This window comes from Rhodococcus sp. MTM3W5.2, from assembly GCF_001984015.1.
GTDB lineage: Bacteria > Actinomycetota > Actinomycetes > Mycobacteriales > Mycobacteriaceae > Rhodococcus_G > Rhodococcus_G oryzae.
The window spans coordinates 3,791,147-3,814,038 of the sequence record NZ_CP019572.1 but is presented as its reverse complement, the minus strand read 5'-3'; the positions used below and the strand labels follow the sequence as shown (position 1 = coordinate 3,814,038).

General features: G+C 64.3%; 11 protein-coding genes, 1 rRNA gene and 1 pseudogene. 12 read left to right on the top strand and 1 reads right to left on the bottom strand.

The features are described from left to right. Positions 1–166: 166 nt before the first annotated feature. From BTZ20_RS17405 to BTZ20_RS17360, 10 genes and pseudogenes are all read left to right on the top strand, one after another. Positions 167–10,075 carry a type I polyketide synthase gene (locus tag BTZ20_RS17405; RefSeq protein WP_077042226.1) on the top strand — a complete coding sequence of 3,303 codons (9,909 nt, stop codon included), beginning with the start codon at positions 167–169 and terminating at the stop codon, positions 10,073–10,075. Between the two features lie 45 nt (positions 10,076–10,120). Next, positions 10,121–10,894: a thioesterase II family protein gene (locus tag BTZ20_RS17400; protein WP_077042225.1), complete on the top strand. Its 774-nt coding sequence runs from the start codon at positions 10,121–10,123 to the stop codon at positions 10,892–10,894. 45 nt (positions 10,895–10,939) lie between these two features. After that, positions 10,940–12,229 carry a crotonyl-CoA carboxylase/reductase gene (gene ccrA, locus BTZ20_RS17395; protein ID WP_077042224.1) on the top strand — a complete coding sequence of 430 codons (1,290 nt, stop codon included), beginning with the start codon at positions 10,940–10,942 and terminating at the stop codon, positions 12,227–12,229. Then, a complete protein-coding gene (locus BTZ20_RS17390) occupies positions 12,226–13,071 on the top strand; it encodes an SAM-dependent methyltransferase (protein WP_077042223.1) in 846 nt (281 codons plus the stop codon). The genes ccrA and BTZ20_RS17390 overlap by 4 nt, the downstream gene beginning before the upstream one ends. An 11-nt stretch (positions 13,072–13,082) precedes the next feature. Then, positions 13,083–13,583: a cold shock domain-containing protein gene (locus BTZ20_RS17385; RefSeq protein ID WP_077042222.1), complete on the top strand. Its 501-nt coding sequence runs from the start codon at positions 13,083–13,085 to the stop codon at positions 13,581–13,583. Next, positions 13,577–15,223, top strand: coding sequence for a long-chain fatty acid--CoA ligase (locus tag BTZ20_RS17380; protein WP_077042221.1), 1,647 nt, complete (start codon positions 13,577–13,579; stop codon positions 15,221–15,223). Before BTZ20_RS17385 ends, BTZ20_RS17380 begins: the two co-directional genes overlap by 7 nt. A 23-nt stretch (positions 15,224–15,246) precedes the next feature. Then, positions 15,247–15,504, top strand: coding sequence for a hypothetical protein (locus BTZ20_RS27350; RefSeq protein WP_189636495.1), 258 nt, complete (start codon positions 15,247–15,249; stop codon positions 15,502–15,504). Then, entirely contained in the window at positions 15,401–16,858 is a 1,458-nt protein-coding gene (locus tag BTZ20_RS17370) for a class I adenylate-forming enzyme family protein (protein WP_083742723.1), read from the top strand. The genes BTZ20_RS27350 and BTZ20_RS17370 overlap by 104 nt, the downstream gene beginning before the upstream one ends. After that, entirely contained in the window at positions 16,855–17,592 is a 738-nt protein-coding gene (locus tag BTZ20_RS17365; protein ID WP_077042218.1) for an SDR family NAD(P)-dependent oxidoreductase, read from the top strand. The genes BTZ20_RS17370 and BTZ20_RS17365 overlap by 4 nt, the downstream gene beginning before the upstream one ends. A 177-nt stretch (positions 17,593–17,769) precedes the next feature. Further along, positions 17,770–18,191, top strand: a pseudogene (locus BTZ20_RS17360) (DUF2550 domain-containing protein). An 84-nt stretch (positions 18,192–18,275) separates the two neighbouring features. Here BTZ20_RS17360 and BTZ20_RS17355 read toward each other — a convergent pair. Then, positions 18,276–18,854 (bottom strand): cob(I)yrinic acid a,c-diamide adenosyltransferase, encoded by a 579-nt coding sequence (locus BTZ20_RS17355; protein WP_077042217.1) that lies wholly within the window; start codon positions 18,852–18,854, stop codon positions 18,276–18,278. A 619-nt stretch (positions 18,855–19,473) separates the two neighbouring features. Between BTZ20_RS17355 and murA the strand changes: the two genes are divergently transcribed. Continuing rightward, a complete protein-coding gene (gene murA / locus BTZ20_RS17350; protein ID WP_077042216.1) occupies positions 19,474–20,745 on the top strand; it encodes a UDP-N-acetylglucosamine 1-carboxyvinyltransferase in 1,272 nt (423 codons plus the stop codon). Between the two features lie 623 nt (positions 20,746–21,368). Continuing rightward, a 16S ribosomal RNA gene (locus tag BTZ20_RS17345) occupies positions 21,369–22,883 on the top strand. The last annotated feature ends 9 nt before the right edge of the window (positions 22,884–22,892 follow it).

The following is a 22,892-nucleotide window of genomic DNA, read 5'->3' as shown; positions in this document are numbered from 1 at the left end:
CGCCTTCGAGGGGTGCCGCAGGGGTTGTCGGCAGGGGTGGAAACACCGCTATTCTCCGACTCGTACGGCGTTCTCACCCAACCGGATTCCTCTGCGCGCATGGTCGATCGCTGGCCGCATCGGAGTGGTGTAGCTCCCGATGGCAGCAGAGAGAAAGAGATTTCAGATGGCGAAAGAGCAGCAACTGCGGGAGAACCTCCGTTGGGTCACCGCCTCACTGCATCGCGCGCAGCAGCAATTGGCTGAAGCAGAGTCTCGAACAGCCGAGCCGATCGCCGTGGTCGGCATGGCTTGCCGGTTTCCGGGCGGAATCGCCTCACCTGAACAACTGTGGCGCGTCGCGGTCGACGGACTGGACAACGTGACCGACCTGCCCACCGACCGAGGGTGGGATCTCGACGCTGTCTACGACGAGGAACCCGGTCGTCCCGGCAAGCTGTACACCCGAGCCGGTGGTTTCCTTACCGACATCGATCGCTTCGACGCCGCCCTCTTCGGCATTAGCCCCAGGGAAGCCGATGCGATGGATCCACAGCATCGACTGCTGCTGGAAACCTCCTGGGAGGCATTTGAGGCTGCGGGCCTGGATATCGCCGGACTCCGCGGCAGCCAGAGTGGAGTCTTCGTCGGCCTCGTTGGCAGCGACTACCGCAATCTGGCGCTGAGTGCGGCCGACGACGTAGAGGGTCATTTGCTGACCGGAAATGCCGCCAGCGTCGCTTCCGGACGCATCGCCTATACCTTCGGCCTTGAGGGTCCAGCAGTTACGATTGACACGGCATGTTCGTCTTCGCTGGTCGCCATGCATTTAGCCGCACAGTCGCTGCGGCGTGGCGAATGCGACCTTGCCCTCGCTGGCGGCGCGACCGTGATCACGACGCCGACCGTGCTCATCGAAATGAGTCGGCAGCAGGTGTTCCCTCGAGATGGTCGTTGCCGTTCCTACGCGGCGGCCGCGGACGGCATGGGATGGGGAGAGGGCGTCGGGGTCCTGGTTCTCGAGCGGCTCACCGACGCGCGGCGCAACGGCCATCAGGTGCTGGCCGTGATCCGTGGCTCAGCGGTCAACCAAGACGGCGCGTCGAACGGACTGTCGGCCCCCAACGGCGTGGCTCAGCAGCGGGTCATCGGCGCTGCGCTGGCCGACGCCGGACTGACCGCAGCAGACATTGACGTCGTCGAGGGACACGGAACCGGTACCACCCTTGGCGACCCGATAGAGATTGACGCGTTGATGGCGACGTACGGCCGCGGTCGCGATAGCGGTCGTCCGCTGCTGCTCGGTTCAATCAAGTCGAACATCGGTCATGCTCAGGCGGCCGCGGGCGTGGCCGGGGTAATCAAGATGGTCGAGGCAATTCGGCACGGCCTCGTCCCGAAAACCCTGCACGTGGATCAGCCGACGCCGCACGTGGATTGGTCCTCTGGCGCGATCCGGCTGCTCACTGAGGCCTCGCCATGGCCCGAGGCGGATCGACCTCGTCGGGCCGCCGTCTCGGGCTTCGGTATCAGCGGCACCAACGCGCACGTGATCCTCGAACAGGATCAGCCCGAGCCGGTCCTAACCTCCGAGCCCGGTAGTACTTCCCCGCTGGACTCCGCCCTGCTGCCCTGGGTCTTGTCGGCTCATGACACCGACGCGCTGCGGGCGCAGGCGCGGCGGCTCGCGACCTTCGCCGAAGCGCACTCGGACGTTCGAGTAGCCGATATCGGATTCTCGCTGCTGGCGACCAGAACCGCGTTGGACCGACGTGCGGTCGTGCTGGCCACCGACCAGGGCGAATTTCGCGCGAGCCTAGACGCTTTCGTCGAGGGCAGGGCCGATGCCCGCGTGCTGCAAGGCATCGCAAGGGCCGCCGGAGGCGTGGTGTTCGTCTTCCCTGGCGCGGGCACACAGTGGCAGGGAATGGCTGCCGGACTGTTGAAGTCTTCTCCGGTATTCCGTCAAAGATTCGCCGAATGTGAACGCGCGCTAGGGGAATTCGTCGACTACTCGCCGACCGAGGTACTTCTCGGCGATCCAGCCGCTCCGCCGCTATCGCGCATTGATGTGCTGCAGCCGGTGCTGTTTGCGGTGATGGTGTCGCTAGCCCGATTGTGGGACGCCTTTGGGGTGCGCCCAGCAGCCGTAGTCGGTCATTCGCAAGGCGAGGTCGCCGCGGCCTGTGTCGCCGGAGCACTCTCGCTCCGGGATGGTGCGCGGGTGGTCTGCTTGCGTTCTAAGGCGTGGACCCGGCTGTCGGGTAAGGGCGCGATGGCGTCGGTGGCACTGTCATACGAGGCGGCCCTGGCCCGAATCGAGCGGTTCGACGGTAGGCTCTCGGTGGCCGCTGTCAACAGTCCCTCCGTCGTGGCGATCACTGGGGAAGAGGCCGCGCTGGAGGCCCTGGTCACGGACTTGGATGCCGAAGGGATTCACACCAGGCGGTTGCATGGGATCACCGGTGCTGGTCATTCGCCGCAGGTCGACACGCTGCGTGAGCAGCTACTGCGTGACCTGGCCCCGGTGTCGCCGCAGGCCTGTGGCACAGCGTTTTATTCCACCGTGACCGGTGGCTTGATCGATCCCATCGAGCTGAACGCCGACTATTGGTTTCGCAATGCGCGCAGGCCCGTCCTGTTCGGAGTGACAGTCCGTGCTCTCGCGGAGGCTGGCTACACCACCTACCTCGAGCTGGGCCCGCATCCGGCACTCGGCCCTTCGGTACTCGAAACCGTCGAATCGACGGGTGTGCAGCCCGTGCTGTTGAGCACGCTGCGGCGGGAGGAGGGCGGACCGGAGCGCTTTCTCACTGCGCTGGCAGAAGCCTTTGTTGCCGGTGTCGACGTGGACTGGAATGCACATCTCGGCGCACTCAGTCCTGTCCGAGTCCCGTTGCCTACCTACTCATTTCAGGGTGGACGGCACTGGATCGAGCAACAGTCCGGCGCCGGACATTCGCTCGGCGGATCGGCGCACGACCAGATCGAGGACAGCTTCTGGGCCGCGGTCGAAGGCGGCGACGCCGAGGCGCTCGCCAGGACACTTGGCAGACCTGACGACGAGGCGGATTCCTGGGGCGAGTTGCTGTCCGCGCTGCAGAGTTGGCGGCGGGACAATCGCGCCGGGTCCACGGTGGATCAGTGGCGGTATCGGATTCGCTGGCAACCGATTTCGGGTGCCCGCGCCGCCATGCCACGCGACACCTGGATCGTGCTCGCCCCCGACGACAGCGCGGCACACGAGTTGGTGCATCGCGTGGTTGACGGCCTGCGGGCGCGCGGCGCGGAAGTGGTCACTGCGACTACCAGCACCCTGCGGCCCGCACTCGCGGTTGCGGACATCGCAGGGGTGTTGTCCCTGCTGGGGCTGGATGAACGACCGTCGCCAGATCATCCCACGTTGACGAATGGCGTCGTCGCCACTCTCGATCTGGTGCGTGCGCTCGATGGTGCGTTCGACACCCGGTTATGGTGCGTGACGAATGGCGCTGTCACCACGGGTCTTTCGGATCAACTTCGCAGCCCCGAGCAGGCGCAGCTGTGGGGTCTTGGAATTGTTGCGGCGTTGGAATTTCCAGACCGTTGGGGCGGAATGATCGATCTGCCTGCGCAACTCGACGACCGCGCGCTGGACCGGTTGGCCGGACTGCTCGCGGCGCCCGTGGGCGAGGATCAGCTGGCCGTTCGCAGCTCCGGTCTGTTCGCGCGCCGGATGGTCCGGGCTCGCCGCACTTCCTCGGTAGGGTCTGCTGGCCGGTGGCGGCCCCGCGGCACGGTTCTGGTGACCGGCGGCACGGGGGCGCTGGGTGCGCACGTCGCGCGCTGGCTCGCCGCCACGGGCGCCGAGCATCTCGTCTTGGTCAGCCGTCGCGGACAGGGCGCAGACGGTGCTGACGCGCTCCGGTCTGAACTCGAAAATCTCGGCACCGCAGTAACATTCGCCGCCTGTGATGTGTCGGATCGGCTCGCTCTTGCCCGCTTGCTCGGCGACCTACCGCAGATCGACGCGGTAGTTCACACCGCGGGTGTGCCGCAGTACCAACCGCTGTCGACTATGTCGGCGACGGAGTTCGCGGCCGTACACGCCGCCAAGGCGGCAGGTGCGCGCCATCTCGATGAACTGCTCGCGGACCGGCCGCTGGACGCCTTCGTCCTGTTCTCCTCGGGTGCCGCGGTCTGGGGCAGTGCCGGTCAAGCGGCCTACGCCGCCGCGAATGCGTACGCGGACGCGCTGGCTCGCGCCCGTCGCCAGCGCGGTGCGGTGGCGACTGTGATCTCCTGGGGCGGTTGGGCCGGGGGCGGGATGGTAGACGATGAGGTCGCCACCAAAGCGCGCCGGCTCGGACTTCGCCTAATGGCGCCGGAGCTGGCTCTGCGCGCACTCCAGGAAGCGCTCGAGGACGGTGAGACGGCCCTCACCGTCACCGACATGGAGTGGGATCGCTTCGCCCCGACGTTCACCACGGGTCGGGCGAGCGCGTTGATCAGCGAAATCCCTGACGTGGTAGCGGGTCTCCGCGATCAGCGGGCTGCGGTTGATGTCGATCGACCAGCGGTTGTGCTCGCCCTCGACGGGCTTACCGACGGCGAGCAACGCGAGGTCGTGCTCGACATCGTCCGTGTCGCAGTCGCGGCGGTGCTCGGCCATTCGTCACCAGAGGCCATCGGTCCAGACACGGTGTTCAAAGATCTCGGGTTCGATTCCCTCACCGCGGTCGAACTACGCAACCGGCTCGCCGCCGAACTCGGTCTGCGTTTGCCCACCACGCTGGTCTTCGACCATCCGACACCGAACTCTGCTGTCCGATATCTGCGAAATGAACTTTTCGGCAATGTTTCTCCGTTGACTCCGCTACCGGCAGCGGAGTACGTCGACGAGCCTCTGGCGATCGTCGGCATGGCGTGCCGGTTCCCGGGCGGAGTCGAGTCGCCGGAGGATTTGTGGCAGCTGATGATCGACGGTGTCGACACGGTGACGCCATTCCCGACCGATCGGGGCTGGGATCTCGAGCGCCTGTACGACCCAGAGGGTACGCAGCCTGGTACCTCCTACGTCCGGGAAGGCGCATTCCTCGACGACGCGGCCGGATTCGACGCGGAGTTCTTCGGCATCTCGCCGCGCGAGGCGATGGCCATGGATCCACAGCAGCGGCTGCTCCTAGAGACCTCGTGGGAAGTACTGGAGCGCGCGGGTATCGATCCACTCTCGCTGCGTGGCAGCGACACTGGTGTATTCGTCGGCGGCGCGTCGCACGACTATGCCGCCCAGCTGATGTCGTCCTCGGTGGCATCCGACGGCTATGCCCTCACCGGCGGCGTCAGCAGTGTGCTGTCCGGCCGGATCTCCTATCACCTCGGGCTCGAGGGCCCTGCCGTTACGGTGGACACTGCCTGCTCCTCTTCTCTCGTCGCGATGCATCTGGCCGGTCAAGCCCTCCGGCGTGGTGAATGCTCGCTGGCCCTCGCCGGTGCCGCTACCGTCATGTCAACCGCAGTCGGGTTCGTCGAGTTCTCTAGGCAGGGCGGCCTGGCGCGCGACGGCCGTTGCCGTCCGTTCGACCGGGCGGCCACCGGGACCGGCTGGGGCGAAGGTGTCGGTTTCCTTGTGATGGAACGGCTTACCGACGCTCGTCGCAATGGACGCCGGGTGCTCGCGGTGCTTCGCGGGTCCGCCGTGAACTCGGATGGCGCCTCCAACGGGCTGACGGCGCCCAACGGACCGTCCCAGCAGCGCGTTATCCAGCAGGCGCTCGCCGCTTCTCGATTGATGCCCGCAGACATCGATATGGTTGAAGCCCACGGCACAGCGACCACCCTTGGTGATCCGATCGAGGCGCAGGCCTTGCTGTCGGCCTATGGGCAGGAGCGCGAGCGGCCGCTGCTGCTCGGCTCCGTGAAGTCGAACATTGGGCACACCCAGGCCGCCGCAGGTGTGGCAGGCGTGATCAAGACGGTGCTGGCCCTCCAGCACGGCATGGTTCCGAGAACGCTGCATCTCACCGAACCGACCCCACATGTCGCCTGGTCGAGTGGTGCGGTCGAGCCGGTGGCCGCGAACATGCCGTGGCCCGAGACCGGCCAACTCCGTCGCGCCGGCGTGTCGGCCTTCGGGGTGAGCGGGACCAACGCGCATGTCATCATCGAGCAGGCGCCGGTCGACCCCGAAGCGCCCCGGACACAATCGGGTACGCCACTGCTGCCCTGGACCGTGTCCGCACGCTCGGCCGTGGCGCTTCGCGCTCAGGCCACCCGCCTCCTGACGGTGGATGCGGAGCCCGCGGACATGGCATGGTCGCTGGCCGCCGGCCGAGCGCACCTAGACCACCGGGCCGTAATCCTCGGCCGGACGGCGGAAGACCTGCAGCGCGGATTGAACATCCTGGCCACCGGAGGCTCCGCACCGGAGGTGGTCACCGGTGTCTCGGTGCGTGCAAAGCTCGTCATGCTGTTCGCCGGGCAAGGTACTCAGCGGGTGGGTATGGGCCGCGAACTGTACGACGCGTACCCCCGCTTCGCCGACGCGCTCGATGAGGTGTGCGCGCAGTTCGACCCGGTGCTCGACCGGGAGTTGCGCACGGTCATGTTCACCGACGAGCAGGCACTCGAGCAGACCGGATACGTGCAGCCCGCGCTGTTCGCCCTCGAGGTCGCGCTCTTTCATCTCTTGGCGCACTGGGGTGTGAAACCAGATGTCGTGCTTGGACATTCGGCGGGAGAGATTGCTGCGGCGCACGTTGCGGGTGTGCTGTCGCTGCCCGACGCCGTTGCGCTGGTCACCGCACGCGGCCAATTGATGCAGCAGCTTCCGGCAGGCGGGGCGATGCTGTCGGTGAGCGCCGGTGCCGACGAGGTACGGGCGATATGCTCCGAGCGACTGCAGCTAGCGGCCGTCAACGGACCGACCTCGGTCGTTCTGTCCGGCGGCCTCGACGCGGTTGCGGCGGCACAGACCGAGCTGGCGGCACGGGGCATCCGGGCCAAACGGCTGCGCGTCTCGCACGCGTTTCATTCGTGTCTGATGGAACCAATGCTCGACGAGTTCGCAGCGGTGTGCGCCGGATTGGAGTTCTCGCCGCCACAGATCCCCTTCGTTTCCACGGTGACCGGTGCGATCGCCTCGGCCGCGGATATCGGTTCGCCGGATTACTGGGTTCGCAACGTTCGCGATACCGTGCGCTTCGCCGATGGCCTCCGTGCGGCGGGCGCGTTGGGTGAACTCACCCTCCTCGAACTCGGACCCGACGGTGCGCTGAGCGCGCTGGTGCACGACTCCGGCGTCGCGCCCGCGCTCCCCGCACTGCGCGCGGGCCATTCCGAAGAGGACACGGTGTCGACCGCCCTGGCCGGACTACACAGCCGAGGGGTTGCCGTCGACTGGCCAATATACTTCGCGGCGCGAGGGGGCTGCCGAGTAGATCTGCCTACATACGCCTTTCAGCACCAGCGCTTCTGGCTCGAAGCACGGTCGGCACCCGGTTCGGCGAGCGACTTCGGTCTCGACTTGGCGCCGCATCCGTTGCTCGACGCCGGCCTGGCACTCCCCGGGACACGCGGATGGCTGTTCATCGGCACGCTGTCCCCAGCGAGGGAGCCGTGGCTCACTCAGCACGGCATCGATGGTGTCACTCTGCTGCCGGGCACCGCACTGCTCGACATCGTGGTAGCGGCGGGCGAGCAGCTCGGCTGTCCGCTTGTCGACGAGTTAACGCTGGAGGCTCCGGTCGCGTTGTCCGGCGGTATCCGAATCCAGCTCTTGGCCGGCAGCCCGGACGGGGACGGCAGGCGCTCGTTCACCGTCCACTTCCGTGCTGACGACACCGGCGACAAAGCGTGGATCAAAGCCGCGTCAGGCACGTTTGTGGCCGAGCAGCCGAGCGAACCCGTTCAGGTGGATTGGCCGCCGGTCGACGCGGATGTCGTTTCGGTGACTGGCTATGATGAACGCGCCGAGCTGGCTGGGTTGACCTACGGTTCCGCCTTCCGCGGGCTGCGTAAGGTGTGGCTCCGCGGCGATGAGGTGTTCGCTGAGATCGAGTTGCCGGCCGAGGTCGACGCAACGCGCTACGGGCTCCATCCGGCCCTGCTCGATGCCGCGCTGCGGGCGCCGAGCATGACGCAGGAGGACCGAGTTCACGAACGATTGCTGCCGTTCTCCTGGCAAGGGGTGCGGCTGCACCGTGCCGGTGCCCGGCATGTCCGTGTCCGCATCGCGCCGCTCGGATCGGGCGAACTGAGTATCATTGCGGTCGATCCCGAGGGGCGCCCGGTGCTTTCGGTCGACGCGCTGTCGACCCGGTCACTGCCGAGCGAGCAGCTCGACCGTATCCGCAAGTCGGAGGCAGACGCACTGTTTAAGCTCGCGTGGGTCCCGGCCGCGGCGGATGCCGAGCAGGCGAACATGTCGACCGAATGGATGAACTTCGACACCGACGGCACAGCCGGTGATCTGATCGGATCGGCGCACGCGGTGGTCGATGACGCGGTGGACCGCATCCGAACGTGGTTGTCGGACGACAGGAATGACGGCTCTCGGTTGGTGGTGACCACCCGGCGCGCGGTGGCGACGCGCGCCGACGAAGGCGTGCTCGATCTCGCACATGCACCGATTTGGGGCCTGGTGCGGTCGATCCAGGCCGAGTATCCGGGACGGATCGTGCTTATCGATCTCGATGGCGAGTCGGATCCGCCGCTGCCCGCCGAACTCGGCGGTGAGCCGCAGCTTGCGGTCCGGGCAGGCGCGATGCTGACTCCCCGGCTCGCACCGCTGAAGAGTGACTCGGTGGCTGCCGAATGGGACTCCGCGGGAACGGCATTGGTTACGGGCGCGACCGGCGGGCTCGGCGCCCTGGTGGTGCGACACCTCGCGGTACGGCACGGTGTCCGCGGCTTCGTGCTGGCCAGCCGTCGCGGTCCCGAGGCGGACGGAGCCGCCGAGTTGCTCGCCGAGCTCGCCGCACTAGGCGCCGAGGCCCAGCTTGTCGCCTGCGACGTCGCCGACCGGACCGCGGTGGCGAACCTCATCGACAGCGTGCCCTCGCACCGGCCGTTGCGCGCGGTCGTGCATGTGGCCGGGGTCGTGGCCGACGGTGTCCTCGACACACTGACTCCGAGCAAGATCGATGCCGTCCTGCGTCCGAAACTCGATGCCGCCGTCCATCTCGACGAGCTGACCCGCAACCTGGATCTGTCAGCCTTCGTGTTGTTCTCCTCCACCGCCGGGGCTTTCGGTTCCGCAGGCCAGGCGAACTACGCGGCAGCTAACGCCTTTCTCGACGCGCTCGCACAGCAACGGCAATCGCAAGGGTTGCCCGCGGTCGCGTTGGCGTGGGGTCCCTGGGATCGAAGCAGCGGCATGGCGGGTGGACTCACCGCCGCCGACCACGAGCGCGTGCGGCGTGCGGGGCTGTTCCCGCTCTCGGACGGTGAGGGCTTGGCACTGCTGGACGCCGCGACCGGCCTCGGCGTGCCGAGCCTGATCGCGGCCAAGCTGGACCGTGTCCGCCTGCGCGAGCGGGCTGGCGATCTCGCTCCGGTGCTCATCGAGCCAACTGTTAGTACGCCAAACCAGGTGCCGAGTCCGCCGATGGACCGGACCAGCGCGCTGATTCGACAGCTGACAGGCCTCGATGCCGCGGAGCGTGAATCGCTCCTGGTCGAATTCGTACGCGCTGAGGCGAGCTCGGTTCTTCGACACTCCTCGCCCAGCGCGGTGGGTCCGAACAGGCCCTTCACCGACCTGGGGCTCGATTCGCTGGCCTCGGTCGAGGTGCGTAATCGGCTCGGTGAGGTCACCGGGCTGCGGCTGCCCGCGACGCTGCTCTTCGACTTCCCGACCCCGGCTGTGCTCGGCTCGTACCTCGCGGCGCAGATCGTCGTCGAAGAGCCTGCCGTGGACGAGGCCTACCTCGAAGAAGTTGATCGGCTCATCGCGAGCGTGGTGTCGGCATCGTCCGACGAGCGTGCCCGCGGCGCGCTCGCTGGCCGTCTACGAAATGCCCTTGCCGAGTTGGAGGGCCAGGAGGATCGTGCCAACGATCTCGGCGACATCTCCGGTGATGAATTGATGTCCCTGATTGATGCCGAATTCGGCTGAGCCCGTGGAAATGAATACAAAACCTGAGACGAGGATGGGTGCGGAATGACCGACATCAGCGCGGATTCTCTGCGAAGATTCCATACAAATGAAGGCGCCGACGTATCGGTGGTAATCCTTCCGCACGCAGGCGGTGCGGCGAGTTATTACTATCGTTTGTCCGAGGCGCTCTCGGAGCACTTCCAAGTGTTCGCCGTGCAATATCCGGGGCGGCACGACCGCCGGCGCGAATCGATGCCGCGGAGTCTGTACGCGCTCGCGGCTGATATTCACGCGGACATCGAGCGGAGGGCGCCGGGGCAGGTCGTGCTCTTTGGCCACAGCATGGGATCGGCGGTGGCCTACGAAATCGCCTCTCGTTGGTCGGATTCGGACGCCGCACGGCTCCTCGGTGTGTTCGTCTCTGCACGCGTTGCGCCCTCGGTCGAATGGACGCTTCCCGACGTGCGGTCGACCGATGCGGCGATCACCGAGATGACGGCACTCGGCGGCACAGACGTGCGAGTGATGGACAGCGACTTCCTCGCCGCGGCGGTCGATGTCATGCGCAAGGACTATGGTCTGCTGATCGATTACCAGCGCAATCTCGAGGCCGTGCGCAATCATGAGATCGACTACCCGATCTACGCGCTCGCTCCGGAAAGCGACGATCGTGCACCCGTAGCAGGGATGGCCCGGTGGGAACAGCACACGGCGCGGTTTGATCTGCGTATGTTCGCGGGCGGGCATTTCTATATCAACGACCGCATCGGAGCGGTTGTGGACTATATGCGCACGTCGATCCTCTCTGAAGTCTCGGGTATTGGTACGCAGCCGTAGTCGGAGCGAGCGCCGTGGTTTTGTCGGTGGAATGAGTGGAAGCTGATGAGTGAAGTAGTATTGAGATCCCGGTCGTACGCGACGACCGAAGAGATATTCGAGATCGGATATCTACCCGAACTCGGAGTGGTGCCTGAGAAGATGTACGGTTCGGTGATCCGGCCGGAGCGATACGGTAGCCCGGTCGATGCCTTCCGCACCGAACTCGTCGATGTTCCGGCGATCCCGCCGGGCTTCGTGCTGGTGGCTGTGATGGCTGCCGGCGTCAACTACAACAACGCCTGGGCGGCGATGGGGCAACCGCTGGATGTCGTCGCAGCCCGAAACCGCAACGGCGAGCCGGAGAAGTTCCACATCGGTGGTTCCGAGGGTTCCGGCATCGTCTGGGCTGTCGGCGAAGGCGTGCGTAGCGTCACCGTCGGTGACCAGGTCCTGATGGTCGGTGCCCGCTGGGACGAACGCGCACAAGACATCCGGTTCGGTCGTGACCCGATGATGTCGGACAGCCAGAAGACCTGGGGCTACGAACTCAACTACGGCTCGTTCGCGCAGTTCGCCTTGGTTGCGGAGTTTCAGTGCCTTCCCAAGCCGGACAACCTGGATTGGGAGGAGTCCGCCTGTTTCCTGCTCACGGCGGCCACCGCCTATCGGCAGTTGACGCATTGGGTGCCGAACCGAGTCGAACCGGGCAGCGTGGTGCTGGTGTGGGGCGCCGCGGGTGGGCTTGGATCCATGGCATGCCAGCTGGTCGATCTGTTCGGTGGCCGGGCGATCGGCGTGGTGTCCGGCAAGGACAAGTTCGACTACTGCCTGGCAAACGGGGCGGTCGGGGTGATCGACCGTCGCGAATTCGATCATTGGGGACAACAACCGGACCCGGGTACGCCCGAGTCGAACCAATGGTCCTCGGAGGTCCGCGGATTCGGCCGAGCGATATGGGAGATCCTGGGTGAGCGCCGGTCGCCGGACATCGTCTTCGAGCATCCGGGTGAGGACACGCTGCCGACCTCGATCTACGTGTGTGATACCAGCGGAATGGTGGTGTTGTGCGGTGCTACGTCCGGATTTATCGGCACGCTCGATCTGCGAGTGCTGTGGATGCGGCAGAAACGACTCCAGGGCTCGCACTTCGCCAATCTCAGCGAGTGCCGCGCGGTGATCGAACTCGCGGGGATGGGCAAGCTGAATCCCCGACTCGGCCGGGTCTATTCGTTCGACGAGATCGGACGTGCGCACCAGGACATGGTGGAGGGCTGTCAGTCGTACGGGAATTCGGCCGTGAGGGTCGGTTCCTCGGCAAATCTGTCGTCGACCGAAGGGATGTCGGGAAATTGACCACGCAACACCCTCCCGTCGACATCAGTCCGGCGGCGCACTACGACCGGGTCACCGACGCCTGGGCCTTGCTGCTCGGCGATGATCTCCACTACGGAGTCTTCGACGAGGCTCACGAGCCGTTGCCGTCGGCGACGCAGCGACTGACCATGCTGATGGCCGCCGCGGCCGAGTTCCGTTCCGGGGACCGCTTTCTCGATGTCGGTTGTGGCGTCGGGACCTCGACCCGCTGGGCGGTCCGACAGCACGGACTGGTCGGGGTAGGCATCAGTACCAGCGCCCATGGTGTGACGCGGGCACGTGCGAAGGCCGCCGCGGCGGGGTTGAGCGAGTCGCTGACATTCGAGATTCGCGATGGTATGCACAATGAGTTCGCCGACGAATCCTTTGACCGAGTATGGGCGTTGGAGTCATCACATCTGATGCGAGATCGCGCGGGGCTGTTGCGCGAGTGCGGTCGTGTGCTGCGTCGGGCTGGCCGCTTCACACTGTGCGACATTATGCTGGTCCAGCCGGTCACCTTCCAGCTGGTGCGTTCGCTGCGTGCCGAATTCGGCTTGCTGAGCCGGGTATTCGGCGATGCGCGGATGGAAACGCTGGATACCTACGCCGAACTCGCTGCGGCGGCGGGGCTCGAAGTGGACCTGCGGCGGGATCTGTCCGCCCAGGTGCGTCCCACCTTCTCCCGATGGCGGGCGAACGGGCTGGCACACCGGGCCGAGGTCTCCGCGCTGATCGGCCAGGGCTCCTGGCAGGAGTTCGTGGACTCCTGCGGCGTTCTGGAACAGATGTGGGATCAGGGGATTCTCGGCTACGGGATGCTGTCGGCTACCAAGAATTGAAAGGAACGAGAATGTCGTCGACCGGCCGTGCTTTGCGTTTCGACGAGCCCAATGGAAAGGGCTTCATCGTGTCTGATTCGCACGATGATGACGTTTTCTTCCGTGTCAATAATATGCTCGTCGACCAATCTGTTGTACTACCGGGACCGCGCGTTGTCTTCGAGGCGCGCTGTGGTGATCGCGGACGATATGCGATGAATGTCACGGTCTCCGGTGCCGGTGCCGGTGCCGGTGCCGGTGCCGGTGCCGGCACCGAGAACTGGGCACAGGCGCTGCTCGCGGCCAATGCCGACAGCTCGGCCGAGGTGGACAGGTCTGCCGCCCACGACGCGTTGTCCGCCGAGTTCAACATCGCGGAGGCGCCGGATGTCAACGGTCACGAAATTGAGAGGATAAGAAGGGGATTCATGGCGCTCGTGGAGGAGTACGGCTTGCGGACGGCGGTTCACCACCGGCTCGCGCCATTGGGTACCCCGGTCACCGACCGGCTCGAGATCGGACGAGAATGCTGAGCACCATGGGGACCGCGCCGCTATCGCAGGCCACTCTGCTGCGACACGGTGCGGAGTTGTTTCCAGGCACGTCGATTTCGACCTGGACCGGTTCCGGGTTCCGGCACGCCGATTTCGCGCGGCTCGGCCGCGACGGCTCTCGACTGGCCCATGTGCTGAGTGGCCTCGGTGTGGCTCTCGGCGATCGGGTCGGCACATTCATGTGGAACAATTACGAGCATCTCCTGGCCTATCACGCCATACCGGCGATGGGCGCGGTGATCCATCCGCTCAATATCCGGCTGCTTCCCGCACAGGTCGGTTTCGTCGCAACGCAGGCGGCGGACCGGGTCGTCCTCGTCGACGGGTCGCTGCTGGAGACCTTCCTCGAATGTCTGCCCGAGATGCCTACGGTCGAACGCGTGGTCGTCGTCGACGGCCCCCTGCCTGTCCGTTCGGCTTCGGGGGTCGAGTTCCACAGCTTCGAAACGCTGATGCGCGAGCAGTCGGAAGCCGAGTATCCCTATCCCTCGGTCGACGAGTATTCCGCGGCTGCGATCTGTTACACCTCGGGGACCACTGGCAACCCGAAAGGCGTTGTCTACTCACATCGTTCGAACTGGCTGCACGCGATGTTCCTGTGCAGCGCGAACGGTTTGGCGATCGGCCGATGCGACACGGTGCTACCGGTGGTGCCGATGTTCCATGCTAATGGCTGGGGCCTGCCGCACGCCTGTCTGATGGCGGGAGCGGCCCTGCTGCTTCCGGACCGGTTCGTGAAGCCGACGGACCTGCTAAGCATCATGGAGGAGGGGAAGCCGACGTTTGCAGCTGCGGTGCCGACCGTCTGGACCGGTGTCCTCGCAGAACTCGACAGCAGGCCACAGGATATCGGTCATCTGCGGGAGGTCATGGTGGGAGGCGCCGCTCTGCCGCACGATCTGATGGCGGGCTTTCGGGAGCGGTACGGGGTGCAACTGATGGGCGCTTGGGGCATGACCGAAACGTCGCCGCTGGTCACAGTCGCGCGACCGCCCGTGGACTGCGATGCCGCCGCCGAGCCGGCTTATCGCGTGAGCCAAGGCAAGATTCCGGTCGGCGTCGATGCGCGCCTCGTCGATGAGGGCGGGATCGTGTTGCCCAGAGACGGACGATCCGTCGGCGAACTGCAGGTTCGAGGCCCGTGGATCACCTCCTCCTATTACACCGGCGCAGCAGAACCCCAGGGCATGGACTCGTTCGAGGACGGTTGGTTGCGAACCGGCGACGTCGGCTACATCACTGCGGACGGATTCCTGACCCTCGTTGACCGGGCCAAGGACTTGATCAAGTCCGGCGGCGAGTGGATCTCGTCCATCCAGCTCGAAAACGACGTGATGAGCCATCCCGATGTTGCGGAGGCCACCGTTGTTGGTGTCCCGGACGACAAATGGGGGGAACGTCCGCTTGTTGTCGTGGTGCTCAAGGAGCGGGCGGAGCCCGACCCGGTTGCCCTCCGCGCGCACCTCATCGGGAAGTTCGCCAAGTGGCAGCTTCCGGATCTCTGGACCTTCGTCCGAGAAATTCCGAAGACGAGCGTCGGCAAGTTCGACAAGAAGCGTATCCGCGATGCTTTCGAACCTGGTTCACCGATCGACCTGCGGGTTTCCGGCCAGCAGTGATCCCTTCTAAAGGAGCTATGTACATGTCCAATGACCGTGGCGTGATCGCCGAAACGATCACCTCGATTCTGTCTCAGCGGCCCACCGGCGCCGCCCTATTGATGCCCGGCGCGAAGTTGAGCGCCGAGCTCGGCTTCAGCTCGCTGGAGTTCGCGGAACTCTCCGCTCAGTTGGAGGATGTCTTCGGACACGACCCCTACTCGGCCGGACAGTTCCCGGATACAGTGGACGGCATTGCAGAGTACTACGAGCAAGTGTCCGCGCCCGGCGCGAGCCGTTGACCGGTCCATGCTGACCGATCTACTGCGGCAGCGTGTTCGCGCGGACGGCGACACTGCCTTTCTCTGTACGGAGAGCACCACGTTGTCCTACCGGGCTTTCCTGGTTCGGGTGTCTGCGCTGGCTGAACAGCTGCGCCGATTCTCGGGCATGTCCGTTGGCTACGTGGCCGACGATGCGCTCGACTCGATCACCTTCCTATTCGCGGCGTGTGACGTGGGTGCTGAGGCGTGCCTCTACCCTGCGCAGATCAGCAGCGAAGAGGCGCTCGACTTTGCCGAACGTTTCGGCCACGTGCAGATTTCACTCGAATCAGATGGTGGAGTCGTGATCGTCTGTGAGGGGGACTCGGCCGTCGGCGGGATGAAGGACGATGTTGAAAACGAGCGATCACTGGCGGTGTTGACTAGCGGAACGACTGGCACGCCGAAGGCCACCCGGCATCGCTTCCGAAGTCTGATCGCTTCCGCTTCTCAGGGAAGGGGCCCGACAAGTTCCGCCGGCACGACCTGGCTACTTGTGTACAACGTGAATCAGTACGCGGGGCTGCAGCTGCTCGCGCACGTACTGAATACAGGCGGAACGCTAGTTATACCGCCGGAGAATCGGCCGGCTGCTGCACTCGACTCGATGATCCACTACGGAGTGACACATGTCAGCGCCACTCCCACGTTCTGGCGAATGCTGCTCGCGCTGCTGAGTAGGGGCCAACTGCGGCCACCGGAGCTTCGTCAGATCACTATCGGTGGTGAGGCAGTGTCTGAATCCCTGCTTCAGCAGCTGGCGTCATGTTTTCCTACCGCGAGGATCTCACACATCTATGCGACGACTGAGATTGGATCAGCAATCGCAGTGAGCGATGGAAGGGCGGGTCTGCCTGAGGAAGTTCTGGATCGGAAGGTAGGCAATTGTGTGCAGCTCCGCATCTCGGAGGGTGAACTGCATGCTCGTTCGAGGGTCGGCATGTTCGGCTATCACGGTTCTGAAGTTGTTGCGGACGATTGGATTTCCACAGGAGATCTGGTTGAGCTTCGGGACGGGCGTATTCATTTCGTCGGCCGGGTAGGAAACGTGATCAACGTCGGAGGCATCAAGGTTCCGCCTTTACCGATCGAGGAGATCATCGGCAATGTTGCCGGCGTCGAATTGGTCCGTGTATTCGGTCGGTCCAATCCGATCACAGGGAACATCGTGGCAGCTGACGTCGTCGCGCAACCCGGATGTGACCTCCTTGATCTTCGTAGAGACATCGCTCTGGCGTGCGAGGTCCTGCCGGAGGCACATCGCCCCAGGATCGTGAAGATGGTGGATTCCTTGTCGGTGGTTCAAATGAAACTTGATAGGCGAAAAGAATGAGTGCACGTGTAGTAGTTGTTACCGGCGGCAGCCGAGGGCTTGGTGCGGATCTGGTTCAATCATTTCTGGACTCGGGAGACCGGGTCGCGACGTGCAGCCGATCGAGCTCACCGTTCCTCGAGAAGCTGATGTCCGACGAGTTGGTTGCGCCGCGCCTGCTCTATTCGGCAGTCGATGTTGCCGACCGCACCGCTGCAGATTCGTTCATCCATGAGGTGTACCGGCACTGGGGTGGTATCGACATTCTTGTCAACAATGCGGGTGTTGCCCGGGACGGTGTTCTTGGGTTGACCTCTGCCGACGACGTCGACACCGTGATCGACTTGAATTTGAAAGGTTCGATCTTTGTTACAAAGGCGACTATCAGAAAGATGCTCGCAGCGGGGACGCGTGGGCGGATTGTGAACGTGTCGTCGGTTGTTGGAATCGCCGGTTATCAGGGTTTGGCGGTGTACAGCGCCACGAAGGCTGGACTGGATGGGATGACCCGATCGCTTTCGAGGGAATTGGGTCCGCGAGGTATCACGGTGAACTCCGTTGCCCCTGGGTATCTCACGACCGAGCTGAGTCATGGACTGACCCCGAACCAGCTGGACCAGATCTGCCGCCGCACCCCGCTGGGCCGATTGGGGTCGCCGTCGGATGTGTCAAAGGCTGTCCAGTTCCTGGCGTCAGACTCCGCCGCTTTCATTACCGGCCATGTCCTTGTCGTAGATGGTGGTCTGACGGCCTAATCGGACCACCTGGCCGATGGCGCGTTGCTGAAGAGTCAGGATTCTTCGAACTTCGGACTGTCAAGAAGGCACCGGATCTGCCGCGGCCCGGAGCTAGGGGCGACGAAGCGCCGTGATTGAATGTCCACGAGGCATCGACGCTTGTGGGCGAAGGGACATGTGGCATTGCAGATCGGGATGGTTGTTCTCATCATTCTGATTGTGCTGCTCGCGGTCTTGGCCGCGGCTTTCATGTATCGCCTGACAGTGCTGCGGCGTGGGGTACCGCGGCGATCCTGCGCATCATCCCGGCAGCGGCCGGGAGCGGCTGGCGGCACGGTGTGGTGCGCTACGGCGAGAGATCCCTCGTCTTCTTCAAGCTGTCGAGCCTGCGTCCTGGACCTGACACCAGGATGAGTCGGCAGGGCATCGAGGTCTGCGCGCTGCGTGGGCCCACCGGCAACGAGTACGACATTATGACTGACGAAATCGTGATTCTCAAGGTCGTGGACGGGGATCGCACCTATGAGATCGCGCTCGATCGAGGCGCACGTACCGCATTCCTGTCGTGGGTGGAATCAAGACCGCCCGGACGCTCCATGCGGGGGCGTCCGGCATGAAATGGCAACGACCAGAGCAATTTGAACACCCGATATGCAAAAGGGAGATCATCAGGCCGCCCCTTTGTCGTTCCGGCGCGAGGACTAGGCGTTGCCGCCTGCGCCGGGCTTCCAGAGCACTTCGCCACCGGGGTTGGCGAGCCGGCTGACGATGAACAGTAGGTCGGAGAGTCGGTTGAGGTACTTGGCAGGGAGCGCACTCGTGTCGTCCGGGCTGGCCTGGACGGCCGACCACGCGGACCGCTCGGCACGACGTGCGATTGTGCGCGCGGAGTGTAGAAGGGCGCCCAGAGGAGTTCCACCCGGAAGGATGAAGGTACTCAGCGGTTCGAGTCGCCCGTTGAAGAGGTCGCACCAGCCCTCGATCCGATCGATGTAGGACTGTGTGATCCGCAGCGGCGGGTGCTTGGGCTCCGCGACGATCGGAGTCGACAGGTCGGCACCGGTGTCGAACAGATCGTTCTGAATCTGGCACAGCACCTCGACAATCTCCTTGGCCGGCGCTCCCAAAGCGAGCGCGACGCCGATACTCGCGTTCGTTTCGTCGCAGTCCGCGTAGGCAACGAGGCGGGGATCATTCTTCGACACTCGTGAGAAATCGCTCAGCCCGGTGGTTCCGTCGTCGCCGGTCCGGGTGTAGATTCGCGTCAAATGCACAGGCATTGGCTAACGGTACCGCTCAGCTGCGAGGCGGTACTACGGGCTTGGTTAATTGGGCAATGACGATGGTGCCGCCGGTGTGGAGTCGAGTAGCTGGTGGGCGGCTCACTACTCAAAAATTGGCCCCGCGGCGCCGCGAAAGTTCCTCAGTGAGGATGCGGTTGTGCGTTTGATCTTGACGTTGGCGTGGCCTGCCGAATGAACGATGCCGTACCCTGGCGAGGCGGCGGGCGGACCTCTTCCGTGCACGCCACAGCGTCTCGATCCTGTCGACCAATCCCAGGCCGAGGTGGTGGGTTGGTGGTGCGTGACGTTTGCCCGGTCGTGCAGGGTCGCATCTCCGCTGGTGCGGCACCGGTTCGTCCACTTTGACAGGTACTGACGGGAGCGCCTGATCTCGGCGGCGACGTGCGAGATCAGGCGATCCACGCAACGGTGTAAGTGCTTCCCAGCGTTCCGGCTGAAGTGAGCGGGGCATTGCAGTGGGAGACACAAGTCCCTTTCGGGGCTCGGATGGGTTGGTCGCAGTTTTCATCCTTGGATTGAGACCAGTACCCGTGTTCACGACGTGTCCCTACCGCGTGACCAACCCTATGAATCGCAACAACTAGGCTGTGCGACTGTGAGTGAGCGCTTTCTTGTCACCGGCGGCAACAGTCTTACGGGTGAGGTCTCGGTGGGCGGCGCTAAGAACAGCGTCCTGAAGTTGATGGCGGCTGCCCTCCTGGCGGAGGGCACGACCACCATCACCAACTGCCCGGACATCCTCGACGTCCCGCTGATGGCGGAGGTACTGCGCGGACTCGGCTGCGAGGTGGTGCTCGAGGGGGACGAGGCGCGCATCACGACCCCTGCCGAGCCGAAGTACCACGCCGACTTCCCGGCCGTGACCCAGTTCCGAGCGTCCGTGTGTGTGCTCGGGCCCCTGGTCGCGCGGTGCAGGCGCGCCGTGGTCGCGCTCCCCGGTGGTGACGCGATCGGGTCGCGTCCACTGGACATGCACCAGTCCGGACTGGAGTTGCTCGGCGCACGCAGCGAGATCCAGCACGGGTGCGTGGTGGCGGAGGCGGACGACCTGCACGGAGCCACCATCCGGCTGGCGTTCCCGTCGGTCGGTGCCACCGAGAACATCCTGATGGCCGCGGTGCTGGCCAAGGGCGAGACCGTCATCGACAACGCCGCCCGCGAACCCGAGATCGTTGACCTGTGCAACATGCTCAGGCGAATGGGCGCCCTGATCGAGGGTGCCGGTTCCACGACACTGACCATTCGGGGCGTCAAGACCATGCAGCCGACAACTCATCGGGTGATCGGGGATCGGATCGTCGCGGCGACGTGGGGGATCGCGGCCGCCATGACCCGGGGGGATGTGCGGGTGCGCGGGGTCAACCCGAAGCACCTCTCGCTGGTGCTCGACAAGCTCCGGTCCGCGGGTTCGCAGGTCGCGATGGAGTCGGACGGATTCCGGATCGTGCAGGAGGGCCGCCCCACCGCGGTGAACTACGCGACCCTGCCGTACCCGGGATTCCCGACCGACCTGCAGCCGATGGCGATCGGCCTGGCGGCCGTCGCGGATGGCACGTCGATGATCACCGAGAACGTCTTCGAGGCGCGCTTCCGGTTCGTCGAGGAGATGATCCGGCTCGGCGCCGATGCCCGCACCGATGGACATCACGCGGTGGTCCGCGGGATCCCGCAGCTCTCGAGCGCGCCGGTGTGGTCCTCGGACATCCGGGCCGGTGCCGGCCTGGTGCTGGCAGGTCTGGTGGCGGACGGCGTCACCGAGGTCCACGACGTCTTCCACATCGACCGCGGATACCCGAGATTCGTCGAGAACCTGACGGCTCTCGGCGGCGTGATCGAGCGGGTGCCTGCCCCGGCGGTGGCGGGCTGACCGAGCCGTCGTGTCCGGGGGAGCGGCGGGAGTGTCCGGCGTCACAGTGATCGATTTCCCCCCGAAATGCCGGTTCCGCCGCCCGTTCAAGCTCTCTGACCTGGCAACTTCCGAGTCGAATGGGCCGCGACATGGCGATTTGCCACAGCGTTCGCCGCCGCGTAACTTTTGTCGAGTCAGAGCGACACGGACACCGACCCGGCCGAGAGGCGCGGGACACGAGGTTGGACGTCAGGCGCCAGACAATCCCGAAGTTTAGAGCCGGTTTCGACCGGCTTTGTCTTCGACTGCCTTCTTCTTCTGGCGGGGCCGGTTTTGACCGGGTCTGCTCGATGAGATAGGCTGGAACAGTTGCCCCGGAGCGGCCGAGAACAACTCTCAGTGAATGTGAGAGCTTGGTGGTGATGGTGTGTGCGTGTTCTTTGAGAACTCAACAGTGTGCCGATGAATGTCAGTGCCAAATTTTGGTACTCCACACCATTTGGTGTGGGTATTTGCTGGCTCTTTTCCTTCTTCCGTCGGAGAGGGGCCAGTGTTTGAAGCTAGTTTGAGTTTTTGAATGCTAGTGATTTGACTCGATGTCTATGACTGATTAGCAGGTTCGCCTGTGAAATCTAGAGTCTTCAACGGAGAGTTTGATCCTGGCTCAGGACGAACGCTGGCGGCGTGCTTAACACATGCAAGTCGAGCGGTAAGGCCCTTCGGGGTACACGAGCGGCGAACGGGTGAGTAACACGTGGGTGATCTGCCCTGCACTTCGGGATAAGCCTGGGAAACTGGGTCTAATACCGGATATGACCAAAGGCTGCATGGCTTTTGGTGGAAAGGTTTACTGGTGCAGGATGGGCCCGCGGCCTATCAGCTTGTTGGTGGGGTAATGGCCTACCAAGGCGACGACGGGTAGCCGACCTGAGAGGGTGACCGGCCACACTGGGACTGAGACACGGCCCAGACTCCTACGGGAGGCAGCAGTGGGGAATATTGCACAATGGGCGAAAGCCTGATGCAGCGACGCCGCGTGAGGGATGAAGGCCTTCGGGTTGTAAACCTCTTTCAGCAGGGACGAAGCGAAAGTGACGGTACCTGCAGAAGAAGCACCGGCTAACTACGTGCCAGCAGCCGCGGTAATACGTAGGGTGCGAGCGTTGTCCGGAATTACTGGGCGTAAAGAGTTCGTAGGCGGTTTGTCGCGTCGTCTGTGAAAACCCATCGCTCAACGATGGGCCGGCAGGCGATACGGGCAGACTTGAGTACTGCAGGGGAGACTGGAATTCCTGGTGTAGCGGTGAAATGCGCAGATATCAGGAGGAACACCGGTGGCGAAGGCGGGTCTCTGGGCAGTAACTGACGCTGAGGAACGAAAGCGTGGGTAGCAAACAGGATTAGATACCCTGGTAGTCCACGCCGTAAACGGTGGGCGCTAGGTGTGGGTTCCTTCCACGGGATCTGTGCCGTAGCTAACGCATTAAGCGCCCCGCCTGGGGAGTACGGCCGCAAGGCTAAAACTCAAAGGAATTGACGGGGGCCCGCACAAGCGGCGGAGCATGTGGATTAATTCGATGCAACGCGAAGAACCTTACCTGGGTTTGACATATACTGGAAAGCTGCAGAGATGTAGCCCCCTTGTGGCCGGTATACAGGTGGTGCATGGCTGTCGTCAGCTCGTGTCGTGAGATGTTGGGTTAAGTCCCGCAACGAGCGCAACCCTTGTCTTATGTTGCCAGCACGTAATGGTGGGGACTCGTAAGAGACTGCCGGGGTCAACTCGGAGGAAGGTGGGGACGACGTCAAGTCATCATGCCCCTTATGTCCAGGGCTTCACACATGCTACAATGGCCAGTACAGAGGGCTGCGAGACCGTGAGGTGGAGCGAATCCCTTAAAGCTGGTCTCAGTTCGGATCGGGGTCTGCAACTCGACCCCGTGAAGTCGGAGTCGCTAGTAATCGCAGATCAGCAACGCTGCGGTGAATACGTTCCCGGGCCTTGTACACACCGCCCGTCACGTCATGAAAGTCGGTAACACCCGAAGCCGGTGGCCTAACCCTTGTGGAGGGAGCCGTCGAAGGTGGGATCGGCGATTGGGACGAAGTCGTAACAAGGTAGCCGTACCGGAAGGTGCGGCTGGATCACCTCCTTTCTAAGGAGC